General features: G+C 59.0%; 13 protein-coding genes. 5 read left to right on the top strand and 8 right to left on the bottom strand.

Translation table 11 applies throughout. The annotated features are described in order from the left end of the window. Positions 1–36: 36 nt before the first annotated feature. The 5 genes from AC2FJE_RS14825 to AC2FJE_RS14805 all read right to left on the bottom strand — a co-directional run bounded on the left by AC2FJE_RS14825 (position 37) and on the right by AC2FJE_RS14805 (position 4,506). Entirely contained in the window at positions 37–1,086 is a 1,050-nt protein-coding gene (locus AC2FJE_RS14825; RefSeq protein ID WP_496756374.1) for a HesA/MoeB/ThiF family protein, read from the bottom strand. Further along, on the bottom strand, positions 1,086–1,541 hold the full coding sequence (gene dut, locus AC2FJE_RS14820) for a dUTP diphosphatase (RefSeq protein WP_282169778.1): 456 nt from the start codon (positions 1,539–1,541) through the stop codon (positions 1,086–1,088). Before dut ends, AC2FJE_RS14825 begins: the two co-directional genes overlap by 1 nt. Before the next feature lie 15 nt (positions 1,542–1,556). Then, on the bottom strand, positions 1,557–2,753 hold the full coding sequence (gene coaBC / locus AC2FJE_RS14815; protein ID WP_496761091.1) for a bifunctional phosphopantothenoylcysteine decarboxylase/phosphopantothenate--cysteine ligase CoaBC: 1,197 nt from the start codon (positions 2,751–2,753) through the stop codon (positions 1,557–1,559). A gap of 62 nt (positions 2,754–2,815) precedes the next feature. Then, entirely contained in the window at positions 2,816–3,631 is an 816-nt protein-coding gene (locus AC2FJE_RS14810) for a ChaN family lipoprotein (protein ID WP_058273489.1), read from the bottom strand. Continuing rightward, the gene (locus tag AC2FJE_RS14805) at positions 3,628–4,506 is read right to left on the bottom strand and encodes an RNA polymerase factor sigma-32 (protein WP_058273490.1); all 879 of its coding nucleotides are present in this window, start codon (positions 4,504–4,506) and stop codon (positions 3,628–3,630) included. The genes AC2FJE_RS14810 and AC2FJE_RS14805 overlap by 4 nt, the downstream gene beginning before the upstream one ends. 100 nt (positions 4,507–4,606) lie before the next feature. Here AC2FJE_RS14805 and cobU point away from each other — a divergent pair, with 100 nt between their 5' ends. Genes cobU through AC2FJE_RS14785 form a run of 4 tightly spaced genes read left to right on the top strand, consistent with a single transcriptional unit; the run spans position 4,607 to position 8,207 of the window. Beyond that, on the top strand, positions 4,607–5,128 hold the full coding sequence (cobU, locus tag AC2FJE_RS14800) for a bifunctional adenosylcobinamide kinase/adenosylcobinamide-phosphate guanylyltransferase (protein WP_282120144.1): 522 nt from the start codon (positions 4,607–4,609) through the stop codon (positions 5,126–5,128). Beyond that, positions 5,125–5,703: a histidine phosphatase family protein gene (locus AC2FJE_RS14795; protein WP_496756376.1), complete on the top strand. Its 579-nt coding sequence runs from the start codon at positions 5,125–5,127 to the stop codon at positions 5,701–5,703. Before cobU ends, AC2FJE_RS14795 begins: the two co-directional genes overlap by 4 nt. 58 nt (positions 5,704–5,761) lie before the next feature. After that, a complete protein-coding gene (locus AC2FJE_RS14790) occupies positions 5,762–6,646 on the top strand; it encodes a glutathione S-transferase (RefSeq protein ID WP_496756378.1) in 885 nt (294 codons plus the stop codon). A gap of 46 nt (positions 6,647–6,692) precedes the next feature. Further along, a complete protein-coding gene (locus AC2FJE_RS14785) occupies positions 6,693–8,207 on the top strand; it encodes a YifB family Mg chelatase-like AAA ATPase (RefSeq protein WP_496761090.1) in 1,515 nt (504 codons plus the stop codon). Here the strand turns inward: AC2FJE_RS14785 and gshB are convergent. From gshB to rsmI, 3 genes are all read right to left on the bottom strand, one after another. Beyond that, complete coding sequence (gshB, locus tag AC2FJE_RS14780; protein WP_282120141.1) at positions 8,204–9,136, bottom strand: glutathione synthase; 933 nt, start codon at positions 9,134–9,136, stop codon at positions 8,204–8,206. The two genes, AC2FJE_RS14785 and gshB, sit on opposite strands and share 4 nt — an antisense overlap. A 61-nt stretch (positions 9,137–9,197) precedes the next feature. Next, positions 9,198–9,569, bottom strand: a complete 372-nt coding sequence (locus AC2FJE_RS14775) for a YraN family protein (protein ID WP_058273496.1) — start codon at positions 9,567–9,569, stop codon at positions 9,198–9,200. Position 9,570: 1 nt separating this feature from the next. Further along, on the bottom strand, positions 9,571–10,428 hold the full coding sequence (gene rsmI, locus AC2FJE_RS14770) for a 16S rRNA (cytidine(1402)-2'-O)-methyltransferase (protein WP_058278756.1): 858 nt from the start codon (positions 10,426–10,428) through the stop codon (positions 9,571–9,573). Between the two features lie 88 nt (positions 10,429–10,516). Here rsmI and AC2FJE_RS14765 point away from each other — a divergent pair, with 88 nt between their 5' ends. Then, positions 10,517–11,689, top strand: coding sequence for a penicillin-binding protein activator (locus AC2FJE_RS14765; protein WP_282120139.1), 1,173 nt, complete (start codon positions 10,517–10,519; stop codon positions 11,687–11,689). The last annotated feature ends 4 nt before the right edge of the window (positions 11,690–11,693 follow it).

The raw sequence follows: 11,693 nt of genomic DNA, 5'->3' as shown, positions 1-11,693 counted from the left end.
CCGAAATCTCTTGCCAATCTAGCGCGCCATTTTGGCTTATGCGTCTGCCGCTCCGCATATGGGACAATCCGAGCGTCGGGTCAGGGTGATCTTGCGGCTTTCGCCATAGAGCGCGTCATAGATCAGCATTTCGGCGCGCAGGGCCTGCCCGGCCCCGGTGATGACTTTGATCGCTTCAACCGCCATCATCGACCCCACAACGCCGGGCAACGGGCCAATAACCCCCGCTTCGGCACAGGACGGGGCCAGACCGGGGGCCGGTGCCTCAGGGAAGATACACTGATAACAAGGCGCGTCATTGGCGGGGTCAAAGACGCTCAGCTGACCTTCCCATTGTGACAGAGCACCTGAAATAAGCGGTTTTCCAAGTGCGACCGCAGTACGGTTGGCCAAGTAGCGCGTGTCAAAATTGTCGGTACCGTCGAGGATCAAGTCGAAATCGGCGAACAGGTCTGCTGCAATCTCATCAGTCAGACGACGATGGTAGGGCAGAACAATCACGTTCGGGTTTTGCGCCTGCATGGCTTGCTGGGCCGAGAAAACCTTGGGCATGCCAATGTCGGCATCGCGGTGGATCACTTGCCGCTGTAGATTGGCGTTTTCAACAATATCGTCGTCGATCACACCGATGGTGCCCACGCCAGCCGCCGCAAGGTACTGCAACGCCGGCGCACCAAGACCGCCCGCGCCGATAACCAGCACACGGGCCTGTTTCATCTTTTTCTGCCCCGGCCCGCCCAGTTCGCGCAAAACGATATGGCGGGCATACCGCTCCAACTCGGTCTCAGAGAACTTGTCAGACTGCATCGCGGTTTCCTCGGCTGGCTGTGGCGCGGCACGGTTACGCAGCGTTTTGAGCACCTTGCCATAACTCAACACCAAAACCGCGGCACCACCCAGGATCAACCACAATGCCGCAGACCCGCCGGTTGCCTCGCGCAGCGGGTGCCCACCCGGCAACGTCAGTTGGATAACAAGTACTCCGATCAGCAAAACGCTTACCGACACGGAGCGAGCAGTTCGGGACACCCCCGCTACGTACCCAATGCCCCACAGAGCACCGGCAAGGATCAGAACCAGAAGCATCAACCGCGTCCAGTCGAGCCAAAACCGCCTGCGCCGCGATCCGTGTCGCTGAGCACCTCAACGGGTTCAAACGCAGCCTGCACGACTGGGGCGACGACCAGTTGCGCGATGCGTTCGCCATGCGCAATCTCAAAACTTTCCTGACCGGCGTTCAGCAGGATCACCCCCAGCGGGCCGCGGTAGTCACTGTCGATCGTGCCGGGCGTATTAGGCAGAGTAATCCCGTGTTTCAGCGCAAGGCCGGATCGGGGTCGAACCTGTACCTCGTACCCATTTGGAATCTCGATCCGCAGCCCCGTGGGAATCAAAGCGCGCTGCCCCGGTTCCAACATGATCGAATTTCCATTTGGCAGATTCGCCCTGACATCCGCTCCCGCCGCGCCAGTCGTTTCATAAGACGGCAAAGCGATGGCCGGATCGGCCCCGTCTTCGCGGATCACACGAATTGCTACCATCACTGCACCTCTTGTTCAGCTTGTCAGAGCGTCGGCGATCTTTTGCGCCAGACGTTGCGCCACTGCATCCTTGTCCATGCGCGGCCATTCTTCAGCCCCATCGTCCGAGATCAGGGTGACCGCGTTTTCCGATCCCCCCATGATGCCCGTCGCAGGGCTGACATCATTGGCGACGATCCAGTCACAGCCCTTGCGCGCGCGTTTCGCAGTGGCGTGTTCAAGCACGTTGTCAGTTTCTGCGGCAAAGCCAACCACCAACGTCGGCCGCCCCGCATCCAGCCTGGACACGCGTTTGAGGATGTCGGGGTTCTCAGCAAACTCCAGCAACGGAAGACCATCGCGGCTTTTCTTCAGCTTCTTGTCTGAAGCCGTCGCCATGCGCCAATCCGCAACCGCAGCAGCAAACACACCCGCATCTATCGGCAGTGCAGCGTCGACCGCGTCAGACATCTGCTGCGCGGTTTCCACGCGGATAACCTGCACCCCTTCGGGCGGCGAAACATCGGCAGGGCCGGTAACAAAAACCACATCAGCGCCCAGCGCAGACAACGCCCGTGCCACCGCGGTGCCCTGCGCGCCCGAGGACCGGTTGGCGATGTAGCGCACAGGGTCGATCGGTTCATGTGTCGGGCCGGAGGTGACCAGAATGCGCTTGCCCTTCAGCGGACCGTTGCCAAGTTGCGCCTCGACCGCGGCCACAATCTCAAGAGGCTCCGACATTCGACCTGGGCCGTACTCTCCACAAGCCATGTCGCCTTCATTTGGGCCAACGAACCGAATACCACCTGCCTGTAGTTGCTTGAAGTTGCGCTGTGTTGACGGATGGTCCCACATGCGGACATTCATCGCCGGTGCGCACAAAACCGGGGTATCTGTCGCCATCAGCAGGGTCGAGGCCAGATCGTTGGCTAGCCCAGCCGCCATCTTTCCCATCATGTCCGCCGTTGCCGGTGCGACCACGATCAGATCGGCGGACCTAGACAGCTGAATATGGCCCATCTCGGCCTCATCCGTCAGGTCGAACAGATCGCGATAAACCTTCTCTCCGGCCAGCGCCGACACCGACAACGGGGTCACGAACTCTTCGGCCGCGCCTGTCAGAACCGGTGTTACAGAGGCACCACGCTCTTTCAGCCGCCGGATCAGATCCAGCGACTTATAGGCCGCGATTCCAGCGCCGATGATTAGAAGAATGCGTTTCGATGCCAGCATATTTTGCCCTTCCCGTCCCGGTCGGCCCGACATTAGGCAAGGCCAACGGACAGTTCCAGCGGTTAATTCTGTGTCTCAAACGCCAGACAAGGGTCTTCACGTTCGATGCTGGGGCTGTCGATCACAGCGTCGAACTCACCGTCAATGACGCCATCCTCGGACTGACCCAGCACGAAAACTTTCAAACCGGGGCGTAGCCGGGACAGAAAGGTTGGAATCCCTCTGTCCATACGGGCATGACCATTGCCAGTGATCACCGCAACCGGTCCACCGGTATCATCCACAGCGCGCAATATGGCCCTTGTCAGAACCGCGTCCCGCAACCTCTGGATTGCGACCAGTTGCGGCAGCGCAGTCTCTGGTATTGCGTTGCAATGGGCAGCGAGTTGATCAGCCTCACGCTCGACCTGCTCATCCTTCGGCAGTGGCACCGTCAATCCATAACGGGCGGCATCAGCACCCAGAGCCGTCGCAGCGCCACGTTCCATTGCCGCGCGCGCCGCCGCGCGCGGAACCATGGCACCGTAAACCGGCGCGTCTGAGGCCTGAAAGACCGGGTAGTACATGCTAAGCGGCGGCCAGCCGGATTCGAGCCACTTCAGTATTCTGGCAAGCTCTTCCGGATCGGAAATGGCCTTGTCCGCCAATCTCTGAGCACCTTCTTCAGTCACCATTTCCCAGACAACCGCCGAGGGATTGATGGCCTTCAACGCCTCGGCCTGAATGATGTGGTGCTGCGGGTTGTCGTGAATTTCGCCTAATATGACGACGTCCGCAGACGTCATCGCAGACACAACGTCGTCGGGTATCAGCTCATCGGCATGGCCAGGGTTGGCCATAACCACCAGTGCACAAAGCAGAATCGCAAGATGTTTCATGCGATGAAGTGTTGCACCTCACGCGATTGGGCTTCAAGGTTCTTGCGCATTTTCACAAAAGCCGCAGCCTCAAGCTGACGCACGCGTTCTTTGGACAGGCTAAGTTCCTGCCCAAGGCTTTCCAGCGTTCGGGCGGGTTCGCGCAACTTGCGTTCGCGGACAATAAACCTCTCGCGATCATTCAAAGCCTGCATTGCCGTCACCAGCCATTCACGCAATTGCTGGGTATCGTGACTGTTTTCGACAGCTTCAGCGGCTTGTTCGCGCTCATCTTCCAGCGCGTCGATCCATTCCCGGCCGTCTTCATCTGCCGATTGAACGGCATTTAACGAGAAATCGGAGCCGGACAAACGACCTTCCATCATTTCCACGTCCCGCAACGGAACGCCGATCTCTGCGGCAATCATCTGATGCAATTGATGACGGTCAAGATCCATGCCATCGGACGCGGCCTCACGCTCTAGCCGGGCCTGCACACGTCGCATGTTGAAGAACAGGGATTTTTGCGAAGACGTGGACCCGGTGCGCACCATTGACCAGTTGCGCATCACATAGTCCTGAATGCTCGCCTTGATCCACCAGACCGCATAAGTCGAAAACCGCACGCCCCGGTCGGGGTCGAACTTGTCGGCGGCTTTCATCAAGCCTAACCCGGCTTCCTGGATCAGATCATTCATCGGCGCCCCATAGCGTTTGAACTTGGCCGCCATCGAAATGGCCAGCCGCATATAGGCCGTGATCAATCGGTGAAGGGCCTGTTCATCGCGGTCGTCCCGCCACGCATATGCCAACTTTAATTCGGTTTCCGCGTCCAGAAGCTCGGCTTTCATTGCCCTCCGGGACATCGAGAAGTCGTTCGCATTGTCCAGTGCCATTGAAATCTCCCCTTTTCACAGGCGCGGGCCGGGGTTGCTTTGCCGACCTATGAACGATACGCAAAACAAAACCGGGTGGATCACATGGAAGGTAATTATCGTGAGTCCGGATTTAACCTTTGTGTTGGGCGGCGCGGCCTCGGGCAAGTCGGCTTTTGCCGAACATCTTGTTGTTTCATCAGGAAAAAAGAGGGTTTATCTTGCAACATCACAAGTGTTTGATGACGAGATGCAAGATAAGGTCCAGCGCCATGTTTCCCAACGGGGCGAAGGCTGGAAGACGATCGAGGCACCGTTTGACCTTGGCCCGACATTGGCGGATTTGCCCCCGAACTCTGTCTGTCTGATCGACTGTGCCACCATGTGGCTGACCAATCACCTGCTTGCAGAAAACGATCTGGAACAGACGCAAAGCGCGCTTTTACAATCGCTACGCCTGTGTTCCGCACAGGTCGTCATCGTCTCGAACGAGGTTGGACAAGGGATCGTCCCTGACAACGCGCTGTCCCGCCGGTTTCGCGAAGCGCAGGGACGGCTGAACATCGCATTGGCCGCCGAAGCCGATCTGGTGGTGCAAGTCACGGCTGGCCTGCCGTTGGTATTGAAGGGGCGACTGGATTGACACGTCTGCATCTCGTGCGTCACGGCCCGACCCACGCCAAAACGATGGTTGGCTGGTCCGACCTGCCTGCTGACCTCAGCGATCGTGCCGCCGTTGCCCGGCTGCATGACCACCTGCCTGCGGACGCTATCTTTGTTTCCTCTGACCTGAGCCGCGCCGCCGATACTGCATCGGCCATTCAAGGCACACGGCGGCGGCTGCAACATCAGTCTGCGCTGCGCGAAATCAATTTCGGCACTTGGGAGCTGCGCGCCTTCAAAGAGATTGAGGCTGAAGACCCCGAACTTGCCTTTGCATATTGGGACAACCCCGGCGATGTGCGCCCCCTAAACGGGGAAAGCTGGAACGAGGTCCGCGAACGCGTCGACGCAGCCGTTGACCAATTGATCCAACAACACACAGGATGCGATCTGGTGGTCGTGGCGCATTTTGGCGTGATCCTAACCCAGGTCCAAAGGGCGCTCGACGTTGACGCGCAAGAGGCTTTTGGCCATCGCATCGACAACCTTTCGGTTACCGAAATCACGCATCACGGCGATCGCTGGTCTGTCGGACGGATCAATCATCTTCCGTGATGCAACCGCGCACAAATCACTGATTTACGGAATGGATCGGCCACGCCATCCTAGCCGCATGACTTATGATTTGTTTATCGGAGACCGCCTGTTTTCCAGCTGGTCCATGCGCGGGTGGCTGATGCTGGAAAAGTTCGGTCTGCCCTATCGTTCCCACATGATCGGCCTCTACTCCGGCACCATGGCCGAGGATATGAAACCCCTCGCGCCGGCCCGCCTTGTCCCGGCCCTGCGATTGCCCGACGGCACCGTGGTTGGGGAAAGCCTGGCAATGGCGGAAACCCTTGCCGAGTTACATCCCGAAACGGGACTTTGGCCCAAAGACCCCGCCGCGCGCGCCACCGCGCGGTGGCTATGTGCTGAAATGGTGGCCGGGTTTGGCGCATTGCGCGGGCAGTGTCCAATGCAGCTCAAACAGTGCTGGCAGGGGTTCGCTCCGTCGACCGAAACACGCGCCGATCTTGCAAGGATCGAAACCTTGTGGGCCCATGCCCGTAATGTGTCAGGCGGGGACTCCGGTCCTTTGTTCGGTCACTATTCCCTTGCGGACGTGTTCTATACGCCGGTCGCGGCACGGATTATTGGCTATGGCTTGCCAGTTGCTGATGCCAATCGCGAATACTGTCTTGAGTTGCTGTCGGATGTTTCTGTCCGCCAGTGGCGTGCGATGGGGCTGACGGTCAACTACGACCCTTTTCCATACCCCGTGGATCTGCCATCCGAACCTTGGCCAATTGCCGGTTCTTCTCAGGCAAAAGCCGTGAACGGAAATATGTCAATCAACGACGCCTGCCCCTATTCCGGCAAAGCCATCACCGCAGTTCTTGAACTGAACGGCGAGCGTTGGGGGTTCTGCAACCAGTTTTGCCGTGACAAAACAGTCGCTGATCCCGGTGCCTGGCCAAAATTCACCGAGATGACCCGCGCCGTTAACGATTCTTAAACCGCAGCCGTGGCAGCAACGACCTGTTAACCAAAAAAGGTCATTCATGGTTGCCCGCGCCCACACTGTTGCTTTTCAAGGGGTCGATGCCCGCCCGGTCGAGGTGCAGTGCGCCGTCTCACCGGGCCTGCCCGCATTTTCCATCGTCGGGCTGCCCGACAAAGCCGTGTCGGAGGCGCGGGACCGCGTCCGCAGCGCGCTGAGCTCGATGGCCATCGCGTTGCCGTCAAAACGGATCACTATCAACCTGTCGCCTGCCGACCTACCCAAAGAAGGCAGCCATTTCGACCTGCCTATAGCTGTTGCATTGCTGTCCGCGTTAGAGATCATTCCGCGGGACGCCGCCGAAGGTTCGGTTTCGCTGGGCGAGTTATCTTTGGATGGCTCACTAGTGCCTGTGGTCGGTGCCCTACCCGCTGCAATGACTGCGGCGGCTGAGGATCGGGCCTTGCTCTGCCCCCGTGCCTCTAGTGCCGAGGCTGCTTGGGTTGATGCAACACAGGTGATCGGCGCTGGGTCGCTTGGGGACGTGGTGCGGCATTTCTCTGGCCAGTCTCCGCTATCCGCCGCAAAGCCCGGCGAAGTCACACTTGAGCCCAGCGCGCGTGACCTGCGCGACGTCAAAGGGCAAGAACGTGCAAAGCGCGCACTGGAAATCGCCGCAGCAGGTCGACACCATCTGATCATGACCGGCACACCCGGTTCCGGCAAATCCATGCTGGCTGCACGCCTGCCTGGGATTTTACCGCCGCTGACACCGACCGAGGCGCTAGAAACTTCGATGATTCAGTCATTGTGCGGGCTATTGGACGAAGGTGGGATCAGCCGCAGCCGCCCGTTTCGCGAACCTCATCACACGGCGTCCATGGCTGCGATCGTTGGTGGCGGCAGGGGGGCAAAGCCGGGCGAGATTTCACTGGCCCACAACGGCGTTCTGTTCATGGACGAGTTCCCGGAATTCCCACGCACGGTTCTAGAGACACTACGCCAGCCTATTGAAACTGGAGAGGTCATGGTCGCGCGTGCAAATGCCCATGTGAAATACCCCTGCCGGTTCATGCTGGTCGCGGCGGCCAACCCTTGCAAATGCGGCTACCTCACCGATCCCGGGCGCGCTTGTTCCCGCGCACCTGTTTGCGGAGAGGATTACCTGAGCCGAATCTCCGGGCCGTTGATGGACCGGTTTGATTTGAGGATTGAGGTGCCCCCGGTCAGATTCACCGATCTGGACCTACCACCCTCGGGTGACAGTTCCGCCACCGTTGCCGCGCGCGTCGAACAAGCCCGGTCGATTCAGGCAGAGCGGTTTTGCGATACACCGTCCACCCGTCAGAACGCCGATGTCGAGGGTAAATTGCTGGACGAAATCGCTGCCCCGGATGCTGAAGGCAAAGACCTGTTGCTGAAGGCAGCCGAGCGATTTGGCCTGTCTGCCCGCGCCTTTCACCGCATCCTGCGCGTAGCGCGTACTATCGCTGATCTGGACGGGGCGCCGGATGTCCGGCGCCTTCATATAGCCGAGGCGCTGAGCTTTCGTATCAGCGCCAAGGCGGCATCTTAAAGCTTGGCTTCAATCGCCTGCCAAATTTTTTCGGCGACGTTCACGCCGTTGAACCGCTCTAGCTCTTGAATGCCTGTTGGCGAGGTCACATTGATTTCCGTCAGGTAATCGCCGATCACGTCGATGCCGACAAATATCTGGCCTTTTTCCTTCAGCAGCGGTCCGATCGCGGCACAAATTTCCAGGTCGCGCTCGGACAGGCCAATCTTTTCGGGACGACCGCCTACATGCATGTTCGAACGTGTTTCGCCCGCGGCCGGTACGCGGTTGATCGCACCTACGGCTTCACCATCAACCAGAATCACACGTTTGTCGCCATTGCTGACATCCGGCAGGAATTTCTGAACAATCAAAGGCTCGCGCGAGAACCCGGTGAACAGCTCATGCAAAGAGGTCAGGTTGCGATCATTCGCGTCCAACCGGAAAACTCCGGCACCGCCATTGCCATAAAGCGGTTTGAGGATGACGTCGCCGTGCTTTTCCTTGAACGCCTTGATGGTCTGCAGATCCCGCGCAATCGTTGTGGGCGGCGTCAGATTCGGGAAATCCAGAACCAGTAGTTTTTCGGGGTAGTTCCGCACCCAGAACGGATCATTCACAACCAAAACTTGCCCCTTTAGACGGTCCAGCAAGTGGGTCGATGTGATGTAATGCATGTCAAACGGCGGGTCCTGACGCAGCCAGATCACGTCGAACTCTGCCAGGTCCACTTCACGTTCGGGGCCAAGTTCCGCCGGATTGCCCGCCACCCGTTGAACTTTCATGTCCTGACCGCGCGCGGTGATCCGCCCCTCTTGATAGGCCAGCTGATCCGGGCTGTAGAAAAACAGCGTATGTCCGCGCGCCTGCGCCTCTTCGGCCAGACGGAATGAGCTGTCGGCATTGATATCCACGGCCCCGATTGGGTCCATCTGAAAGGCGATTTTCATGGCGTGTCCCTCAGTTTCACGCCAGATACATGGCCCAGCCACGTCGGGGGTTCAATGGGGATCAGGCTAAACCGAAGGCGTTTTCGATAATTTGAACGGCGCCCGAGGCATCCACCAAAGCCGCGTCAAACCGCACATTGGTCAATTGCCCGTTTGGTTCGGTTTCCAGGAATTGGGCCGCCGATGCGCAGATCCTATCCATTTGGCGCCGATTGATCCGGGCGGCAGCGGCATCGAAACTGACACTTTTTTTCACTTCGACAAAGACAATCCCGTGAGCGTCGCGCGCAATAAGATCGATCTCCCCACCGGCGCCGCGCCAGCGGCGATTCAGGATGAAATAGCCGCGTTGTTCATAATTTGACGCAACCTGCTGCTCCGCCGCCTGCCCGGCATGATAGGACACCGAACTTCGAACGGATCGTGCAGCCATGTCATCCCTTTCCCAATTTCAGAGCCTTCTGATAGATCGGGCGGCGCGGCAGCTTGTACATCTCTGATACCAGATCGGCCGCGTCGCGAACTGAATGGGTTTCCAAGGCTCGTTTCAACGCCTCTTCTACGTCGGATTCGTTAACAGTTTCTGAATGTCCGCGGTCCACGAGCAGAACAATTTCACCTTTGACTGTCTGCCCATGCAGGTTGGCCGCCAGTTCTTCCAACGTCCCGCGACGAACCTCTTCGAATTTCTTTGTCAGTTCGCGGCACATTGCGGCCTGACGGTCATTGCCTAGCACGGTTGCAAGATCCGACAAACACGCCGCTACGCGTTTCGGAGATTCGTAAAACACCAGTGTGCCCGGCACGTCCCGCAATACCTCGATCCGCGACCGGCGCGCGCCGGTCGCGTTCGGCAAGAAGCCCGCAAAAAAGAATGCATCTGTCGGCAGCCCGGCCAGTGTCAGCGCCATTAGCGCCGCTGACGGTCCCGGTGCACAGGTCACCGTATGACCCGCTTCGGCGGCCTGCTTCCCCAAATCGTATCCCGGATCGGCGATCAGCGGCATTCCGGCCTCAGATGCATAAGCGACAGACTTCCCGTCCTGCAACGCATCAAGGATTTTGCCGCGCGCGCCGACGCCGCTGTGATCGTGATAGGCTAGGATTCGTCGCCCATCCAGCGGTACGCCGTGAATCTCCATCAACCGGCGCAAGCTGCGCGTGTCTTCGGCAGCAATGACGTCAGCCGAGGCCAGCACATCCAGCGCTCTGAGCGTTATATCGCGCGCCGCACCGATCGGAGTGGCAACAAAATACAGGCCCGCGCCCAATCTTACTTTTTGAAAATTCAAAGCTGGACCCTCACAGCGTGACGTTTATTATCGCGGCATAACAGATTGGTGGTACCCCAAGCCGCCGGGACAGGGAGTTTTCATTTAGATGTTTACCGTTTGCAAGCCCGTTCGCAAGCTGGCGAAATCCGCCGCGATCCTGGCAACCGCCGCATTCCTCGCGGCATGTGAGCCCGGCGGCCTTGGCGGAGGCCCGTCAATCAACACGTCCAAACCCGTTCCGGTCGCACTTTTGGTTCCGGCGGGATCGGGAAATTCCGGCGACGCCGAACTGGCGCGGAGCCTTGAGAACGCGGCGCGTCTGGCCATGGCTGATCTGCAGAATGTTAAGATTGATCTGCGCGTTTATGACACGCGGGGCAGCTCGAACACGGCCGCGACAGTGGCGCAACAAGCCGTCGCGGATGGGGCGAAGATCATCATTGGCCCGGTTTACGCGCAGGCGGCAAACTCGGCAGGTCTCTCTGTACTGAATAACAAAGTCAACGTGCTGTCCTTCTCGAACAATACCAGCATTGCAGGTGGCAACGTCTTTGTTTTGGGCCCGACTTTTCAAAACACTGCGAACCGTTTGGTCAACTTTGCCGGTTCACAAGGCAAGACCAGCATGGTCATCGTCCACAGCAACGATGCAGCCGGGCAGCTTGGTCAATCAGCGATTGCAACTGCGCTTGCCAGCAGCCGCGTAGCGAACGCGGGTACGGTTGGCTATGACCGGTCCCAGCAAGGCGTCATCAATTCGGTTCCAACGATCAAGGCAACCGTGGATGCTGCCGGTGCGGATTCGGTGTTTCTGACGGCAACGACAGCTGGCGCACTGCCGCTGTATTCGCAGCTGTTGCCAGAAGCTGGTGTGTCGTCGGCCACCACCCAGTTCCTCGGCCTGACGCGCTGGGACATACCGGCACAGACGCTGGAACTGCCGGGTGTTCAAGGGGGCTGGTTCGCCCTGCCCGACCCGGCAAAGGCGCAGGCGTACCGTCAGCGGTATAACAGCACCTATGGTGAGGCTCCGCACCCGATCAGCGGTCTGGCCTATGATGGCATTGCAGCGATTGCGGCTTTGGTGAGCCAGGGAAAATCCGACGCGCTGACCGCATCTGCCCTGACACAAAATGCCGGTTTCCAGGGCGTTGGCGGCATCTTCCGCCTGCGATCAGACGGCACGAATGAACGCGGTCTGGCCGTTGCCACGATCCAGAACAAACAGGTAGTAGTGATTGACTCCGCCCCTCAAAGCTTCTCTGGCGCCGGTTTCTGATCAG

The organism is Ruegeria sp. CDSC002 (assembly GCF_059610905.1).
Note: the sequence above shows the minus strand (reverse complement) of the source record. Positions and strands in the feature narration are given on the sequence as shown.